Genomic DNA, 16596 nt, shown 5'->3' on the forward strand with positions numbered 1-16596 from the left:
CGGCTCGGGACCGCTGCGGGACGGCCGCGAGTTGAGGACAGAAGCTGACCGCATGGCTCCGTAGCGTGGTTCTCGTCAGCAGGAGAAGAACCCCACGGAAGTAGGCGGTCGGCCATGGCTCAGGTTTCCACAGAGGTCCCCGGTGACGAGCGCGGGACGCTCCTCGCCTTCGTCGAGGCCCAGCGCGAGGGGCTGCGCGAGGCGGCGCGGGGCCTGACCGAGGAGCAGGCGGCGAGCCGCCCCACGGTCAGCGAGCTGTCGCTGTCCGGGCTGCTCAAGCACGTGGCCGGGTGCGAGCTCGGCTGGCTGCGGATGGCGCAGCAGCGCCAGGTCGAGGGCGGGCCCGACGAGCAGTCCTGGAGCGACGGTTTCCGTCTGGTCGGCGGGGAGTCGATGCCGCAGGTGCTGGCCTTCTGGGACGGGGTCCGGGCGGAGACCGAGGCCTTCATCGCCGCCGTCCCGAGCCTGGACGACACCTTCCCGCTGCCGCCGGCCCCCTGGTTCCCGGAGAACGGCAAGGTCTCGATGCGGTGGATGCTGCTGCACCTGATGGAGGAGTTCGCTCGGCACGCCGGTCACGCGGACATCATCCGCGAGTCCCTGGACGGGACGAAGGCCATGGGGTGAGGCGGGGCGCCCGCCGGGGATGAGTAGCCTGGCCCGATGTCAGCGATTCGGCTCCTCGTCCTCGGTGCGGTCCGCCGGCACGGCCGGGCGCACGGCTACCAGGTGCGCAACGACCTGGAGTACTGGGGCGCCCACGAGTGGTCCAACACCAAGCCCGGCTCGATCTACCACGCGCTCAAGCAGATGGCGAAGCAGGGCGTCCTGCTCGCGCACGAGGTGGCGCCGAGCGCGGCCGGCGGGCCGCCGCGCACCGAGTACGAGGTGACGGAGGCGGGCCGCGAGGAGTACTTCCGGCTGCTGCGCGAGGCCCTTGCGGCCTACGACCAGAAGACGGACGTGCTGTCGGCGGCGATCGGCTTCATGGTCGACCTGCCCCGGGACGAGGTGCTGACCCTGCTGGGCGAACGGCTGGCGAAGCTGGCGGGCTGGCGGTCGGCGGTGACCGAGTACTACACGCCGGAGGGCGGCCCGGGTCAGCTCGGACACATCGGCGAGATCATGCACATGTGGGTCCACTCGTCCGACGCCGAGGCGGAGTGGACCCGGGGGCTGATCGCCCGGATCCAGGAGGGGGCGTACTCCTTCGCGGGCGAGGGCGGCGACCCCTTCGTGGGAGTCCTCGCGGACGGCCAGGAGAACCCCTTCGCGGAGCAGCAGGCTCGGCAAAGTGTCGATTAGTCAACTTTGACTGACGCGGCCGTCGGCGACGGCCACCGCCGTGCGCGACCTGTTCGGGAACCCGGCGGCCCGCCACCGGGGGCTCGGAAAGCAGGCCCGCGCGGCGGACTTGCACCTCACGCGACGTGAGGTCCCACAGTGAGGGGCGTACCCAACCGATCGAAGGAGCGGGAAGCGATGGGCTGGTCCGTGGGTCAGGTCGCCGGGTTCGCCGGAGTGACGGTGCGCACGCTGCACCACTACGACGAGGTCGGGCTGCTCTCCCCGAGCAGCCGCAACGGGGCGGGGCACCGGCGGTACGAGGACGCCGACCTCGACCGGTTGCAGCGGATCCTGTTCTACCGGGAGCTCGGTTTCCCGCTCGACGAGGTCGCGGTCCTGCTGGACGATCCGGATTCGGACCCGGAGGAGCACCTGCGCCGGCAGCACTCCCTGCTGTCCGACCGGATCGCCCGGCTCCAGCAGATGGCCAAGGCCGTTGAGCACGCCATGGAGGCGAAGAAGATGGGCATCAACCTCACGCCCGAGGAGAAGTTCGAGGTCTTCGGGGACTTCGATCCCGACGAGCACACCGAGGAGGCGGAGCGCCGCTGGGGCGGCACCGACGCCTACCGGGAGTCGACCCGCCGCACGGCCTCGTACACCAAGGAGGACTGGCAGCGGATCCAGGCGGCGGCGGCGGACCTCAACGCCCGGTTCGCCGCCCTGTTGGACGCCGGGGCGTCCGCCGGGTCCGAGCCGGCGATGGACCTCGCGGAGGACCACCGGAGCTGGATCAACGGCTCCTACTACTTCTGCACGTACGAGATCCACACCTGCCTCGGTGAGATGTACGTCGCCGACGAACGGTTCGCGGCGTACTACGAAGCCGTCCGTCCGGGTCTGGCCGCTTTCGTCCGGGACGCGATCCTCGCCAACGCGATCCGGAAGGCGTAGCCGCGCGGTCGCCGGGAGTTCGCCGGAGGGCCACCGCACAGTGCGCACACCGCCCCCGCAGGTACCTGGAACCTGGCGGGGGCGGTGTGCGTTCATAATTGGAACCACCGTCATGCCCCGCATCCCCGCTGATCCCCCTCGATCCAGGAGAGCCCGGAACTCGTGTACACGCTTGCGCTCGGCCCTGAGTGGCTGTCCCCGGACTATCTGATCGGGGAGTTCGGCCTGATCGGCATCCTGATCATCGTCTTCGCCGAATCGGGACTGTTCGCGTTCCTGCCCGGTGACTCCCTGCTGTTCACGGCGGGCCTGTTCGTGGCGAGCGGCAACATCAGCCAGCCGCTGTGGATGGTCTGCACGCTGATCGTGCTCGCGGCCGTCATCGGTGACCAGGTGGGCTACCTGATCGGCAAGCACTTCGGGCCGAAGCTCTTCAACCGGCCGAACTCCCGGCTGTTCAAGCGCGAGAACCTCGACGCCGCGCACGACTTCATGGAGAAGCACGGCCCCAAGGCCATCGTGCTCGCCCGCTTCGTGCCGATCATCCGCACCTTCGCGCCGATGGTCGCCGGCGCCGGCGCGATGAAGTACCGCACCTTCCTCACCTACAACATCATCGGCGGCGTCCTGTGGGGCGCGGGCGTCACCACGCTCGGCTACAAGCTCGGCCAGTTCGACGTCATCAAGAACAACATCGAGCCGATCTTCATCGGCATCGTGCTCGTCTCGATCATCCCGGTGATCTTCGAGGTGTTGAAGGCCCGCAGGAACAAGGCCAAGTCCCCCGCCGCCGGTCCCGCGCAGGGCCTGGGCGCCCCCGAGGACCCGCAGCCGCGCGGCCGGCACGCCAAGCGCTGACCGCCCGTACGGACGTACGCGAACGCCCCGGGGACCCGAGCGTCCCCGGGGCGTTCGCATGCCCGCAGCGGGCCGTCGGGGCGCCTCCCGGGGCGACGGGGGTCAGAAGCCGCGGGTGCGCTTCGCCGCCCGGCGCTTCGCGGCGCTCTCCGCGCCCGGGATCCGCATGAACAGACGGGAGGTCTCCGACCCGAGGTTGACCCCGACCGCGATGGCGAGCGCGATGGCGGCGGCGTTGGTGAGGGAGGCGAACCCCGCGTCCAGCCGGTTCTCGGCGATCGACAGCAGCCCGTAGTACGTCGCGGAGCCCGGCAGCAGCGGCCCGATGGCCGCGGTCACGTAGGGCAGGGCCGAGGCGAACCGGTAGCGGGAGAAGAGCTGCCCGAAGAGGCCGACGAGCCCGGCCGCGATGGCCGTGGACGGCACCGGCGGCAGCTCGGCCGCCCGCAGCGCCCCGAAGGTCACCCAGGCGACCCCGCCGTTCAGCGTCACGATCAGGACGGTGGAGCGCTCCTGCTGGAGCAGGATGGCGAAGGTGAACACCAGGACCATCGAGGCCAGGATCTGCAGGATCGGCCGGGAGGGGATCTGGAGGACCTCGTCCGGGTTCGGCTCGGCGCCGAACTGCAGGCCGACGTAGATCACCACGAGCACGCCCACGATGATCCCGATGAAGAGGTACATGACCTCCAGCAGCCGGGCCGAGGCGGTGATGTAGAAGCCGGTCAGGCCGTCCTGCACGGCCGCGACCAGGGCCCGCCCGGGCAGTAGCGCGAACAGCCCACCGGTGATGACCGCGGACGCGCGGACGTCGATCTCGGCGATCTTCAGCGCCACCCCGATCGCGGCCGGCGGCATCGCCGCGACCACGAACTGGTAGAACTCCGGCAGCCCGCGCCCGGCGCAGAACCAGGCCAGCCGGTCACCGAGGACGGCGCCGAGCACGGCGCAGAAGAACACCGTGACCCCACCGCCGACGAGCGTCGAGGCGGCCCCGGCGAGCAGTCCGGCCGCGGCCGTGAGCACCCACCCCGGGTACGGGTGGCGGTTGCGGCGGATCTCGGCGAGGCGGCGGTAGGCCTCCTCCAGGGAGATCTCCACCTCGTGCGCGCTGATGTCGTCCACCAGGCGGAAGACCGCCGCGAGCCGCGTGTAGTCCGTACCGCGCCGGCGCACCGTGCGGTTCGCCGAGACGGGGTCGTCGACCAGGGAGGGCTGGTGGGTGATGGACAGCAGGGTGAAGGTGACCGTGGGTTCGCAGCGGTCGAGGCCGTAGGAGCGGGCGACGGCGAACATGGCCGCCTCGACGTCCTCGGCGCCCTCGCCGCCCGCCAGCAGCAGTTCGCCGATGCGCAGCGTGAGGTCGAGCACGCGGCCCACCGCGGGCCCGCTGTCGCTCTTCTGCACGGGTTCGGCCACCGGGCGGACGTCCACCGGCATGCGCAGCATGACGCGCATCCGGTCCTGCCAGGGCGATTCCTTCATCCGGGAGCCGGGGAACCCGGCGCCCATGCCGGGGGCGTACGCCGGCGGGGAGTGCTGGGCGCTGTAGGTGGCCGGTGCGGCGAAGGCGGAACCCTCGGGCTCGACGGGCAGCGCGGCCAGCCCGTCGGGGACGGTGAACTCCGACGTCGGTTGCTCGTCCTCCGGGTACTCCGACGCGATGCCGCGCGGCGGGGTGAAGGCGCTGCGCGCCTCGTCCGACTTGGGCTTCCGGTCCTCGAACCCGGATCCTTCGGCCTCCGCCACGCGTCCTCCCGTCCTGGCCGGTTCCGGCTCGGACACAAGTATGCGGAATCGTTTCCTCCCCGGCGAAAGCGCACGCCCGTCCGCCGCCGCGACGCCGCCCGCCGGCCGGTCCCGGGCATTTTGCGTCGGCCCTCCGCCGCTCCTGCGCCCGTCCTCCGTCGGCTCTCCGTCGGCTCTCCGCCGGCCGTCCCGGCGCCTGCGGCCGTCCTGCGGCCGTCCTGCGGCGGCGCGCCACCGCGCCCCGGACACGACGAACGGGCGGCACCCCCCGGAAGGGGTACCGCCCGCCGTCATGTCAGCCGGTCGGCGCAAGGCGCCGACACGATCTCACCGAGCGGAGCTCAGTGGTGGCCGCCCTGCGCCTCCAGGCGCTTGTACGAGGCCTCGATCTCGGCCTCGGCCTCGGTGCGGCCGACCCAGTTCGCGCCCTCGACGGACTTGCCGGGCTCCAGGTCCTTGTAGACCTCGAAGAAGTGCTGGATCTCCAGGCGGTCGAACTCGGAGACGTGGTGGATGTCGCGCAGGTGCTCGACACGCGGGTCCGAGGCCGGCACGCACAGCAGCTTGTCGTCGCCGCCCGCCTCGTCCGTCATGCGGAACATGCCGATGGCGCGGCACTTGATGAGGCAACCCGGGAAGGTCGGCTCGTCCAGGATGACCAGGGCGTCCAGCGGGTCGCCGTCCTCGCCGAGGGTGTTCTCGACGAAGCCGTAGTCGGCCGGGTAGCTGGTTGAGGTGAAGAGGCGACGGTCCAGACGGATCCGGCCGGTCTCGTGGTCCACCTCGTACTTGTTCCGCGAACCCTTGGGGATCTCGATGGTGACGTCGAACTCCACGTCCTGCTCCTCCATGATCAGCTTCATTGCTTCGGGACTGCATCCGACTTCGACCGCGCGCGCGTCCGGCCCAGCCTGCGGGGTGGGCTGCCATGCTCGCGGCAAGACGCAGTGGTTAAGTGTCCCTCACGCATAAGTGTGATCGCGAAAGGGGCTGGTCCGAGGTGCCATTGGCCAAGACGTGGCAGCTCATCGCGGGGTCGGCCGTCGCCGGCCTCGCCCTCTCGGCGGTGACGGTGGCATCCGCCGGGCCGTGGGACTCCGGTCAGCGTAAGGCCGAGCGGGACAGGGCCGCCTCCTGGAGCCGTTCGGGTGGCGCAGATCACGTCGCCGGGCCGGGCCTGCCCGAGCCCGCGGCCAGCGCCCCCGGCGTCCTCCCCGGCATCGGCGGGGCCGCCCCGGCCGGCGACCGCCCGGCCGCCGCCCCCGGCGGCGGGTCCGGGGCGCTGGCCGGGGTGCTCGGGCCGCTGCTCGCCGACCGCGCGCTCGGCACCGTCCGCAGCGCCTCGGTGATCGACACCGCGACGGGCCGCGTGCTGTACGAGTCCGCCCCCGGCGAGGCCATGACCCCGGCCTCCACCGTCAAGATCGCCACGGCGGTGGCCGCGCTGTCCGCCCTCGGCCCCGAGCACCGGATCCGGACCGCGGTGACCCCCGGAGCCGGCCCCGGGCAGATCGTCCTCGTCGGCGGCGGCGACCCCTCGCTCACCGCGCGGAAGAAGAGCCCCGCCGGATCCGGCGGCAGCCTCGTCGCGCTCGCCGCGGACACCGCCCAGGCCCTCAAGGCCGCCGGCACCGACACCGTCGCCCTCGGCTTCGACGATTCCCTGTGGACCGGGCCCGTCCGCCACCCGATCGGCCGCAACGACAACATCGCCCCCGTCACCGCCCTCACGGCCGACGAGGGCCGCCCCGACGACTCCGTCTCCGGACCCGTCGAACGCTCCGACGACCCCTCCGGGGACACCGCCCGCGCCTTCGCCGGCCTGCTGCGCGAACGCGGCATCAACGTCACCGGCGAACCCGCCCGCGTCACGGCCCCCGCCGGTGGGCGGCAGCTGGCCGCCACCCACTCCACCCCGGTCGCCGGCCTCGTCGAACGGATGCTGACCAACAGCGACAACGACATCGCCGAAGCCCTCGCCCGCCACACCGCCGTCGCCGCCGGCGCGCCCACCGGCTTCGAGGGCGCCGAGAAGGCCGTCTCCGACGAGCTGGCCGCCCTCGGCCTCGACGTGAGCGGCTCCCGCTTCGCCGACGGCAGCGGCCTCAACCGCGCCGACAAGGTCAGCACCCGCCTCCTGACGGGACTCCTCGCCAAGGCCGCCGACCCCCGACACCCCGAACTGAGACCGGCCCTCACCGGCCTTCCCGTCGCCGGATTCACCGGCACGCTGCGCTCCCGCAACGCCGGAACCTCACCGGCCGCGGGCCTGCTGCGGGCCAAGACCGGCACCCTGACCGGCGTGAACTCCCTGGCCGGCACCGCCGTCGACCCCTCCGGCCGACTGCTGGCCTTCGCCTTCCTCACCGCGGGCGCCCCGGACGGGCCGGCCGCCGAGAAGGGCCTCGACAAGCTCGCCGCCGCGGTGGCCACCACCCCGTAGGGGGTCCGCTCCGGCGCGGGTCCACGTACGGTTTACGCATGACGAGCACCGGTGGAGCGGAGATGGTCGACTGGAACCTCGCGGTGGCGACCGCGACCCGGCTCGTGCGGCCGGGTCCCGAGGTCAGCCGCGACGAGGCCCGGGCCGTGGTGGCGGAACTGCGCCGGCACGCCAGGACCTCCGAACAGCACGTGCGCGACTTCACCCGGATGATGGAGGGCCTGCCCGACGGCGGGGCCGCCGTCCCCGACACGCCCGTCCTGGTCGTCGACCGGGCCGGATGGATCAAGGCCAACGTCGCCGGCTTCCGCGAACTGCTCGGCCCGCTGCTCGGCAAGATGCAGGAACGTCGCGGCGCCGGCCCCGGCGGCGCCGTCCTCGGAGCGGTCGGCGGCAAGGTCACCGGCGTCGAACTGGGCATGCTGCTGAGCTTCCTGGCCTCCCGGGTCCTCGGCCAGTACGAGACCTTCGCGCCCGGCGGCCTCGACCTGCCGGGCTCCGCCGCGACCGGCGGCCGGCTGCTCCTCGTCGCCCCCAACATCGTGCACGTCGAGCGCGAGCTGGAGGTGAACCCGCACGACTTCCGGCTGTGGGTCTGCCTGCACGAGGAGACGCACCGTACCCAGTTCACGGCCGTTCCGTGGCTGCGCGCCCACCTGGAGGGCGAAATCCAGACGTTCCTCGGCGCCACCGAAATGGACCCCTCCACCGTCCTGGAACGGCTGCGCGAAGCGGTCCAGTCCTTCGCCGGCGCCCGCCCCGATGCCGAAACCGGCGAGGAGGGCCGCTCGCTCGTCGAGCTGGTGCAGACCCCCGAGCAGCGCGAGGTGCTGGGCCGGCTCACCGCGGTGATGTCCCTGCTGGAGGGCCACGCCGACTTCGTCATGGACGGCGTCGGCCCCGAGGTCGTCCCCTCCGTCGCCGAGATCCGGGAGAAGTTCCAGCAGCGCCGGGCCAGTGGCGCGGGCCGCCTCGACGCCGCCCTGCGCAAGGTCCTCGGGCTCGACGCCAAGCTGCGCCAGTACCGCGACGGCGAGCGGTTCGTCCGCGCCGTCGTCGGCCAGGTCGGCATGGACGGCTTCAACCGCGTGTGGACCTCGCCGAACACGCTGCCCACGAAGGCGGAGATCGCCAAGCCCGCCGACTGGGTGGCCCGGGTGCACGGCAGGGGGAGCGAGAGGGGCGAAGGAAGGTGACACACGGGGCGTGAAGATGTCCCACTGGGGGAAGCAGCGTCACCCGTCCGAGGGACCGTAGGCCGTGGAAGGGCGTGCGATGCTCGGGGAACGGCTCGGTTCTGTCACCATCGACGCACTCTGAGTGACAACCCGCGACATCCGGGGTTTCCTCCGCGGCCTTCCCGCCGCGGACCTCCGGACAGCGGGCCGGGCACCACCGAGCAGCACCCCTCGCACCACCCAACGCCTCCGAGCATCCGAACTCCACGAAGGGCACCGGACATGGGTCCCCATCCTGCGGTCGCGGCGATACGCCTGGCGGTCCGCCGCGTACTCCACGACGTCCTCACCGACCTCACCGACCGTCCCGCCGACCGTCGCACCCCGGACGGCGCCGCGCCACTCGTCCTCGTCGCCTGCTCCGGCGGCGCCGACTCCATGGCCCTCGCCTCCGCCCTCGCCTTCGAAGCCCCCAAGCTCGGCGTCCGGGCCGGTGGCATCACCGTCGACCACGGCCTCCAGGCCGGCTCCGACCTGCGCGCCGCCGAGGTCGTCACCCGCATGACCGCGCTCCGCCTCGACCCGGTGGAGTCCGTCGCCGTGCGCGTCGGCCGTGACGGCGGACCCGAGGCCGCCGCCCGCGACGCCCGGTACTCGGCGCTCGACGAGGCCGCCGACCGGCTCGGCGCCGCCGCCGTGCTGCTCGGCCACACCCGCGACGACCAAGCCGAAACCGTCCTGCTGGGCCTCGCCCGCGGCTCCGGGATCCGCTCGTTGTCCGGCATGGCGGAGGTCTCGGGAGGACCGGGCCGCACCAGGCGCTACCGCCGCCCCTTCCTCCAGATCGACCGGCAGACCGCCCGCAAGGCCTGCATGGTCCAGTCCCTCCCCGTCTGGGACGACCCGCACAACATCGACCCCGCCTACACCCGCTCCCGGCTGCGCCACGAGGGACTGCCCGCCCTCGAAAAGGCGCTCGGCAAGGGAGTCGTCGAGGCGCTCGCCCGCACCGCGCAGCTCTCCCGGGACGACGCCGACGCCCTGGACGCCTGGGCCGCCGACGCGGAGGGCGGCGTACGCGACGCGGACGGCCGCCTGGAGTGCGCGAAGCTGTACGCCCTGCCCCCCGCCGTCAGGCGCCGCGTGCTGCGCAGGGCCGTCGTCGCGGCCGGATCCCCCGCCGGTTCCCTGTTCGCCCGCCACATCGAGGAAGTCGACCGCCTCATCACCGGTTGGCGCGGTCAGGGCGCCATCAACCTGCCCGGCCGCGTCGAGGCCCAGCGGCAGGGTGGCAGACTTGTCATTCGGCAGGGCTGATTGGCGCTCGAAACACGGCTGAGTCCTCCGGGGGCACCCCCGGAGCCCCGGCCGACAACGAAAGTGATGCGGGTGGACGAGAAGGACATGGGCAGCGACCTCCAGTCGGTGCTCATCACCAAGGAAGAGATCGACGCGAAGCTGGCCGAGCTGGCCGCGAAGATCGACGCGGAGTACGCGGGCAAGGACCTGCTCATCGTCGGCGTGCTCAAGGGCGCGGTGATGGTGATGGCGGACCTGGCGCGTGCCTTGTCCACCCCGCTCACCATGGACTGGATGGCGGTGTCGTCCTACGGCGCCGGGACCCAGTCCTCCGGCGTGGTGCGGATCCTCAAGGACCTGGACACCGACATCAAGGACAAGCACGTCCTGATCGTCGAGGACATCATCGACTCCGGTCTGACGCTGTCCTGGCTGCTGTCGAACCTGGGCTCGCGCCAGCCGGCCTCCCTGGAGGTCGTCACGCTGCTGCGCAAGCCCGACGCCGCGAAGGTCGCGATCGAGGTCAAGTGGGTCGGCTTCGACATCCCGAACGAGTTCGTCGTCGGCTACGGCCTCGACTACGCGGAGAAGTACCGCAACCTGCCGTTCGTCGGCACGCTCGCCCCGCACGTCTACGGCGGCTGACGCGCCCGCCCCGGCGACGTCCGGCGCGGTCACGCGCGGGCCGTCTCCCGCGGTCGCGGAGGGCGCTCCCGACAAGACCGCGGGGAAACCTGGGGAACCTCGGGGCGATTCCCGCCGTTGGAGCATGGGAAGGCGGGTCTGTCAGCCGTCCCACGAGGCCGCGGGTGACAATACAGGGGTACATTCCGAAGAACAGTCTTTACTCAGAGCAGCATTTACCTACGGGCAGGAGGGACGGGGTGCCTAGCGCCCCGTATGGATGGACGTGAAGCGATACTTCCGTGGGCCGGTCATGTGGATCGTGCTGGCCGTCCTCGCCGTGGTCGTGTTGATGAACGTCGTCGGCTCCGGCGGCGGCTACAAGTCGGTGGAGACCAGCGAGGTCATCAAGGCGATCAACAGTGGCCAGGTGGACAGCGCCAAGCTGACCACCGGCGACAGCCAGATGATCAAGATCGAGCTCAAGAAGGACCAGAAGCTCGGCAACAACGACGGCACCAAGTTCCAGGCCAACTACATCGGGGATCAGGGCGTTCAGCTCGCCCAGAACCTCCAGACCAAGTACGAAGCCGGTCAGATCCCGGACGGCTACTCCGTCACTCCGGACAAGACCAGCCCGTTCCTGAGCGTGCTGCTCTCGCTCCTGCCCTTCGTCCTCATCGTCGTGGTCTTCCTGTTCCTGATGAACCAGATGCAGGGCGGCGGCTCCCGGGTCATGAACTTCGGGAAGTCCAAGGCCAAGCTCATCACCAAGGACACCCCGAAGACGACGTTCGCCGATGTCGCGGGTTCGGACGAGGCCGTCGAGGAACTCCACGAGATCAAGGAGTTCCTCCAGGAGCCGGCGAAGTTCCAGGCCGTCGGCGCCAAGATCCCCAAGGGCGTGCTGCTGTACGGCCCGCCCGGCACCGGCAAGACCCTGCTGGCGCGCGCCGTCGCGGGCGAGGCCGGTGTGCCCTTCTACTCGATCTCCGGTTCCGACTTCGTCGAGATGTTCGTCGGTGTCGGTGCCTCGCGTGTCCGTGACCTGTTCGAGCAGGCCAAGGCCAACGCGCCGGCGATCGTCTTCGTCGACGAGATCGACGCCGTCGGCCGGCACCGCGGTGCGGGTCTCGGCGGCGGTCACGACGAGCGCGAGCAGACCCTCAACCAGCTGCTGGTCGAGATGGACGGATTCGACGTCAAGGGCGGGGTCATCCTGATCGCCGCCACGAACCGTCCCGACATCCTCGACCCGGCACTGCTGCGCCCGGGCCGTTTCGACCGGCAGATCGCGGTCGACCGCCCGGACATGCAGGGCCGTCTGGAGATCCTGAAGGTTCACCAGAAGGGCAAGCCGGTCGCTCCGGACGTCGACCTGGGCGCGGTGGCCCGGCGCACGCCCGGCTTCACCGGTGCCGATCTGTCCAACGTCCTGAACGAGGCGGCCCTGCTGACCGCCCGTTCGGACAAGAAGCTGATCGACAACCACGCCCTGGACGAGGCGATCGACCGCGTCGTGGCGGGCCCGCAGAAGCGGACCCGGATCATGTCGGACCGGGAAAAGAAGATCACCGCGTACCACGAGGGCGGCCACGCCCTGGTCGCGGCGGCTTCCCCGAACTCCGACCCGGTCCACAAGATCACGATCCTGTCCCGCGGTCGGGCCCTGGGTTACACCATGGTCCTGCCCGACGAGGACAAGTACTCGACCACGCGCAACGAGATGCTCGACCAGCTGGCGTACATGCTGGGCGGGCGCGCGGCCGAGGAGCTGGTCTTCCACGACCCGACGACGGGCGCGGCGAACGACATCGAGAAGGCCACGGCCACGGCGCGAGCCATGGTCACGCAGTACGGCATGACCGAGCGTCTCGGCGCGATCAAGTTCGGCGGCGACAACACCGAGCCGTTCCTGGGCCGCGACATGTCGCACCCCCGGGACTACTCGGAGGAGGTCGCGGCGCTGGTCGACGAAGAGGTCAAGAAGCTCATCGAGACCGCGCACAACGAGGCCTGGGAGATCCTGGTCGAGAACCGGGACGTCCTGGACAACCTGGTCCTCGCGCTGCTGGAGAAGGAGACGCTGAACAAGGAGCAGATCGCCGAGGTCTTCTCGACGATCGTGAAGCGTCCGGCCCGTCCCGCGTGGACCGGCTCCTCCCGCCGCACCCCTTCCACCCGTCCGCCGGTGCTCTCTCCCAAGGAGCTCCAGCTGACGAACGCCGCCAACGGCATCTCGGCGGCTTCGCCGGCCGTGTCGGTGGAGAAGGACCCGGAGCCCTCCCCGGAGGAGCGTCCGGAGGCCTGATCAGGCCCCGAATGGATGCCGCGCCCCCCAGGTCCTAGCCTGGGGGGCGCGGCACTTTCACGTGGCCGTGTGCGCACAGAGGAACGAGGATGAGATGACCGACCCAGTGACCCTGACCGGTGGCGAGGGCACGATCGGCGAGTTCGACGAGAAGCGCGCCGAGGCGGCCGTCCGGGAGCTCCTGATCGCGGTCGGCGAGGACCCCGACCGCGAGGGCCTGCTGGAAACCCCGGCGCGGGTCGCGCGGGCGTACCGGGAGATCCTGGCGGGGCTGCGGCAGAGCCCTGAGGAAGTCCTGACGACGACCTTCGACATCGGCCACGACGAGATGGTCCTGGTCAAGGACATCGAGATCGTTTCGCTCTGTGAGCACCACCTGCTGCCGTTCCACGGCGTGGCCCACGTCGGCTACATCCCCGCGGAGTCCGGCAAGATCACCGGTCTGTCCAAGCTGGCCCGGCTGGTGGACGTCTTCGCCCGCCGCCCGCAGGTGCAGGAACGTCTCACCACTCAGATAGCCGACTCGCTGATGAGCATCCTCGAAGCGCGCGGCGCCATCGTCGTCATCGAGGCCGAGCACATGTGCATGTCGGTGCGGGGCATCCGCAAGCCGGGCGCCAAGACCCTCACCTCGGCCGTGCGCGGCCAGCTCCGTGATCCCGCGACCCGCAGCGAGGCGATGAGCCTGATCGTGGCGCGCTGAGCGTGCCCCCGGGGCGGCCACGGCGGTGAGGTGACCCTCCCGGCCGCCCCCGCGGCGTTTCAGGCCGTTGCCGGGGCCTTGCCGGGGTCCTCGTCCTCCGGGAGCCTCAGGACGTGCTCCAGGAACAGGGCGGCCGCGATGACGGCGGCGCCCGCGATGACGGAGCCGCCCGCGTACCAGGCCTGGTCGCGGCGGGCGGGCACGTCGAGGGCGTCGGTCAGCAGGAACACCCCGACCCCGCCGTACATGCCGGCGACCAGGGCCGCGACGAGCGCGCTGGCCTGCCCGAAGACCACGGCGCGGGCCGCCATCAGCGGCTCCACGCCCTTGGCCCCCGGGCGGCGCTCGCGCTGGGCCTTGAGCCGGGAGCGCATCGACAGGGCCGTGGCGAACAGGACGGCCGCGATGACGGCCAGCACGATCGGGGCGGCCAGCGGCACGCCCGGCAGGCTTCCGTACGCGTTCCACAGCCGGGCGCCCGCCCAGGACAGAATGCCGGCGATCACGAAGATGCCCGCCAGGACCGCCGGCCTCAGTTGCTTCACTTGCCCGTTCCCCACTCTCAGCCAGTAGCAGTGAACAGGCTAACGACTACTCCGGGAGGCGGAGTTCCAGGTCGGGGCGTGCCGTGACCCCGGTCAGGCCGATTCCGGCCAGCAGGGCGGCGACCCCGCCGATCCCGGGGAGCTGCGCCTCGGGGTCGATGTCGTGCCACGGGGCGAGCACGAAGGCCCGCTCGTGGGCCCGGGGGTGCGGGAGGGTGAGGACGGGGTCGTCGGAGACCACGTCGGCGTAGGAGACGATGTCGACGTCGATGGTGCGGGGCCCCCAGCGCTCCTCGCGGACGCGGTCGAAGGCCTCCTCGATGGCCTGGCCGCGCTCCAGCAGCGAGGACGGCGGCAGGGTGGTCTTCACCGCGATGACCGCGTTGAAGTACGAGGGCTGCGAGCCGGGCTCGACGCCCCACGGCTCGGTCTCGTAGACGGGGGAGACAGCCTTGACCCGCAGGCCCGGGGTGTCACCGAGGGCGTCGATGGCGCCCTGGAGGGTCTCCAGCCGGTTGCCGAGGTTCGCGCCGAGCGCGACGACGGCCCATTTCGGGTTGGACAGCGTCACGTCCGCGGCGTCGACGGCTTCGACGACGGATGCGGGTACGGGCTGGACGGTGGGATCGCTCTGGGCGGTCAGTCCGTTGTTCATGCGCGGCTCCGGGTGATCGTGATGGTCACGTCGTCGAAGGGGACGGTGATGGGTGCGTCCGGCTTGTGGACGACGACCTCCACCTGTGCCACCGCTTCGTGCTTGAGGCACTGCTGTGCGATCCGCTCGGCGAGGGTTTCGATCAGGTCGACGGGCTCGCCCCGGACCACGTCGACGACCTCCTCGGCCACCACCCCGTAGTGCACGGTCTTGGCCAGGTCGTCCCCGGCCGCGGCCGGGCGGGTGTCGAGGTGCAGTACGAGGTCGACGATGAAGGTCTGGCCCTCTTCGCGCTCCCGGGGGAAGACGCCGTGGTGCCCGCGAGCCTTGAGGCCGCGCAGCGCGACACGATCCACGCGAATCACTCCTGCTTTCGTAGGTGCTTCCGGTCCCGGGACTCCCCGGGGCCATGGGCCTACGCCGAGTGCGGTCGGCGTCGTCCGCCTTCGAATTTACCCGCGACGGAGCCCGGCCCCCGCCCTTGGGGTCAGTCGGTGCCCTCTTCTTCCTCGTCATCGGAGTCCGTGAGCACCGGAGAACCGTGGTGGGACCAGAGGAGCCAGCCCTGTGGTGTGCGACGGAACACATTGGTGGCGACGACCAGCTGACCCACCAGCGGGCCCAGCTCGCCGCCGTCCTCGGCGGGTCCGCCGCTCAGGATGTTCTCCGTGCACGTGACGAGCGCGGTGTCACCTATCAGCGCCACTTTGGTGTCGGTGAGGAAGAACTGGATGTACTCGGTGTGGGACATGATCAGCGCGTACGAGCGCAGCACCTCGCCCCGGCCCGAGAGCACCGGCCAGCCCGGGTGGACGCAGGAGATCTCGTCGTCGAGCCAGAGCGCCGACAGCGCGTCGAAGTCCCCCCGCTCCATGGCCTCGTAGAAGGCCGCGTTGGCCTCTTCGACCGCTTCGATGTCGGTACGGCTCACCGTGCCCCTTCCCTGTACGGCCGGCGGAGGTCCCTCCGGCGGATCACAGTGCCCCTTCCACGGCGCGGGCCACCCGAACCGCGTCCGCGCTGGCCCGTACCTCGTGCACCCGCACGGCCCACGCGCCCTGGTGGGCGGCGATGGCCGAGACGGCGGCCGTGGCGGCGTCCCGTTCGCGGGCCGGCGGCGGGGCGGTGTCCGCGGCGCCGGCCAGGACCCGCCCGAGGAAACGCTTCCGCGAGGCGGCGACCAGCAGCGGGAAGCCGAGCGCGCGCAGCTCGGGCAGGCGCGCGACGAGGGCCAGGTCGTGCTCGGCGTTCTTCGCGAATCCGAGGCCGGGGTCGACGACGATCCGCTCGGGGGCGATGCCGCCGGACACGACGGCGTCGATGCGGGCGCGCAGTTCGGCGGTGACCTCGCCGAGGACGTCCTCGTAGACGGCGAGGCTGTTCATGCCCTCGCTGAAGCCGCGCCAGTGCATGACCACGAAGGGCACCTCGGCGGCGGCGACGGCCGGGATCATGCCGGGGTCGGCGAGTCCGCCGCTGACGTCGTTGACCAGGACGGCGCCCGCTTCGACGGCCCGGGCGGCGACGGCCGCGCGCATGGTGTCGACGGAGACGGCGACGCCCTCGGAGGCGAGGCCGCGCACCACGGGGACGACCCGGCGCAGCTCCTCCTCCTCGTCGACGCGGGAGGCGCCGGGGCGGGTGGACTCACCGCCGACGTCCACGAGGTCGGCGCCCTGAACGACGAGGTCCAGGCCGCGCTTGACGGCCGCGGTGGTGTCGAACCAGCGGCCGCCGTCGGAGAAGGAGTCCGGGGTGACGTTGACGACGCCCATGACCCCGCAGCGGTCCCAGTCGGGCAGCCCCGTCACCCGGCCCCTGGCGGCGGCTCCGCGGTTGTTGTTCATGGGTCCCAGGGTAGAGCCCGCGCCCCGGGCCTTCCCGCCACGGGAGCCGGGGGCCGTGCCCCGCCCGGCTCGGGCGGGCCGCGGCCCAATGGGGAGGCTCCGGGGCGCCGCTCCGGCGGGGCACGGCGAAGGGCCCGGCGGTG

Annotated in this window: 16 protein-coding genes and 1 pseudogene; 10 read left to right on the top strand and 7 right to left on the bottom strand. The window is 71.6% G+C overall.

Features of this window, described 5'->3' with window-relative positions; genetic code table 11:
* Positions 1-114: 114 nt before the first annotated feature.
* The 4 genes and pseudogenes from ACZ4XJ_RS30550 to ACZ4XJ_RS30565 all read left to right on the top strand — a co-directional run.
* The gene (locus ACZ4XJ_RS30550) at positions 115-627 is read left to right on the top strand and encodes a DinB family protein (protein WP_362878873.1); all 513 of its coding nucleotides are present in this window, start codon (positions 115-117) and stop codon (positions 625-627) included.
* 36 nt (positions 628-663) lie between these two features.
* Entirely contained in the window at positions 664-1305 is a 642-nt protein-coding gene (locus ACZ4XJ_RS30555; protein ID WP_362878875.1) for a PadR family transcriptional regulator, read from the top strand.
* A gap of 177 nt (positions 1306-1482) precedes the next feature.
* Positions 1483-2241, top strand: coding sequence for a MerR family transcriptional regulator (locus ACZ4XJ_RS30560; protein ID WP_362878876.1), 759 nt, complete (start codon positions 1483-1485; stop codon positions 2239-2241).
* 162 nt (positions 2242-2403) lie between these two features.
* Positions 2404-3072, top strand: a pseudogene (locus ACZ4XJ_RS30565) (DedA family protein); the annotation flags it as partial.
* A 129-nt stretch (positions 3073-3201) separates the two neighbouring features.
* On the opposite strand, the gene ACZ4XJ_RS30570 reads toward ACZ4XJ_RS30565, so the two are convergent.
* Together ACZ4XJ_RS30570 and ACZ4XJ_RS30575 are read right to left on the bottom strand one after the other, a co-directional pair.
* Positions 3202-4848 (bottom strand): threonine/serine exporter family protein, encoded by a 1647-nt coding sequence (locus ACZ4XJ_RS30570; protein WP_468498056.1) that lies wholly within the window; start codon positions 4846-4848, stop codon positions 3202-3204.
* Positions 4849-5189: 341 nt separating this feature from the next.
* Positions 5190-5684, bottom strand: coding sequence for an inorganic diphosphatase (locus ACZ4XJ_RS30575; protein ID WP_008742522.1), 495 nt, complete (start codon positions 5682-5684; stop codon positions 5190-5192).
* Positions 5685-5848: 164 nt separating this feature from the next.
* Between ACZ4XJ_RS30575 and dacB the strand changes: the two genes are divergently transcribed.
* The 6 genes from dacB (at position 5849) to folE (ending at position 13406) form a co-directional block, all read left to right on the top strand.
* On the top strand, positions 5849-7291 hold the full coding sequence (gene dacB / locus ACZ4XJ_RS30580) for a D-alanyl-D-alanine carboxypeptidase/D-alanyl-D-alanine endopeptidase (protein WP_362878881.1): 1443 nt from the start codon (positions 5849-5851) through the stop codon (positions 7289-7291).
* 38 nt (positions 7292-7329) lie between these two features.
* Entirely contained in the window at positions 7330-8487 is a 1158-nt protein-coding gene (locus ACZ4XJ_RS30585; RefSeq protein ID WP_468498057.1) for a zinc-dependent metalloprotease, read from the top strand.
* 264 nt (positions 8488-8751) lie between these two features.
* Positions 8752-9786, top strand: a complete 1035-nt coding sequence (tilS, locus tag ACZ4XJ_RS30590) for a tRNA lysidine(34) synthetase TilS (RefSeq protein WP_362878884.1) — start codon at positions 8752-8754, stop codon at positions 9784-9786.
* Between the two features lie 66 nt (positions 9787-9852).
* Positions 9853-10413 (top strand): hypoxanthine phosphoribosyltransferase, encoded by a 561-nt coding sequence (gene hpt, locus ACZ4XJ_RS30595; RefSeq protein ID WP_362878885.1) that lies wholly within the window; start codon positions 9853-9855, stop codon positions 10411-10413.
* Between the two features lie 259 nt (positions 10414-10672).
* The gene (gene ftsH, locus ACZ4XJ_RS30600; protein WP_362878887.1) at positions 10673-12703 is read left to right on the top strand and encodes an ATP-dependent zinc metalloprotease FtsH; all 2031 of its coding nucleotides are present in this window, start codon (positions 10673-10675) and stop codon (positions 12701-12703) included.
* A 94-nt stretch (positions 12704-12797) separates the two neighbouring features.
* On the top strand, positions 12798-13406 hold the full coding sequence (folE, locus tag ACZ4XJ_RS30605) for a GTP cyclohydrolase I FolE (RefSeq protein WP_362878888.1): 609 nt from the start codon (positions 12798-12800) through the stop codon (positions 13404-13406).
* A gap of 59 nt (positions 13407-13465) precedes the next feature.
* Here the strand turns inward: folE and ACZ4XJ_RS30610 are convergent, their stop codons facing one another.
* The 5 genes from ACZ4XJ_RS30610 to folP all read right to left on the bottom strand — a co-directional run bounded on the left by ACZ4XJ_RS30610 (position 13466) and on the right by folP (position 16453).
* Entirely contained in the window at positions 13466-13951 is a 486-nt protein-coding gene (locus ACZ4XJ_RS30610) for a DUF3180 domain-containing protein (protein ID WP_362878890.1), read from the bottom strand.
* A gap of 46 nt (positions 13952-13997) precedes the next feature.
* Complete coding sequence (folK, locus tag ACZ4XJ_RS30615; protein WP_362878891.1) at positions 13998-14606, bottom strand: 2-amino-4-hydroxy-6-hydroxymethyldihydropteridine diphosphokinase; 609 nt, start codon at positions 14604-14606, stop codon at positions 13998-14000.
* Entirely contained in the window at positions 14603-14962 is a 360-nt protein-coding gene (gene folB / locus ACZ4XJ_RS30620) for a dihydroneopterin aldolase (RefSeq protein WP_351815760.1), read from the bottom strand. Before folB ends, folK begins: the two co-directional genes overlap by 4 nt.
* Before the next feature lie 131 nt (positions 14963-15093).
* Complete coding sequence (locus ACZ4XJ_RS30625; protein ID WP_281209751.1) at positions 15094-15537, bottom strand: nuclear transport factor 2 family protein; 444 nt, start codon at positions 15535-15537, stop codon at positions 15094-15096.
* A 43-nt stretch (positions 15538-15580) separates the two neighbouring features.
* Positions 15581-16453, bottom strand: coding sequence for a dihydropteroate synthase (folP, locus tag ACZ4XJ_RS30630; protein ID WP_468498058.1), 873 nt, complete (start codon positions 16451-16453; stop codon positions 15581-15583).
* Between the last annotated feature and the right edge of the window lie 143 nt (positions 16454-16596).

The sequence above is a fragment of the Streptomyces sp. NPDC029836 genome, assembly GCF_055574495.1.

Bases quoted from the DNA above. Each gene is read 5' to 3' on its own strand.
- ACZ4XJ_RS30550 (WP_362878873.1), top strand. From the start codon at position 115: ATGGCTCAGGTTTCCACAGAGGTCCCCGGTGACGAGCGCGGGACGCTC.
- ACZ4XJ_RS30555 (WP_362878875.1), top strand. From the start codon at position 664: ATGTCAGCGATTCGGCTCCTCGTCCTCGGTGCGGTCCGCCGGCACGGC.
- ACZ4XJ_RS30560 (WP_362878876.1), top strand. From the start codon at position 1,483: ATGGGCTGGTCCGTGGGTCAGGTCGCCGGGTTCGCCGGAGTGACGGTG.
- ACZ4XJ_RS30585 (WP_468498057.1), top strand. From the start codon at position 7,330: ATGACGAGCACCGGTGGAGCGGAGATGGTCGACTGGAACCTCGCGGTG.
- tilS (WP_362878884.1), top strand. From the start codon at position 8,752: ATGGGTCCCCATCCTGCGGTCGCGGCGATACGCCTGGCGGTCCGCCGC.
- hpt (WP_362878885.1), top strand. From the start codon at position 9,853: ATGCGGGTGGACGAGAAGGACATGGGCAGCGACCTCCAGTCGGTGCTC.
- ftsH (WP_362878887.1), top strand. From the start codon at position 10,673: ATGGACGTGAAGCGATACTTCCGTGGGCCGGTCATGTGGATCGTGCTG.
- folE (WP_362878888.1), top strand. From the start codon at position 12,798: ATGACCGACCCAGTGACCCTGACCGGTGGCGAGGGCACGATCGGCGAG.
- folK (WP_362878891.1), bottom strand. From the start codon at position 14,606: ATGAACAACGGACTGACCGCCCAGAGCGATCCCACCGTCCAGCCCGTA.
- folP (WP_468498058.1), bottom strand. From the start codon at position 16,453: ATGAACAACAACCGCGGAGCCGCCGCCAGGGGCCGGGTGACGGGGCTG.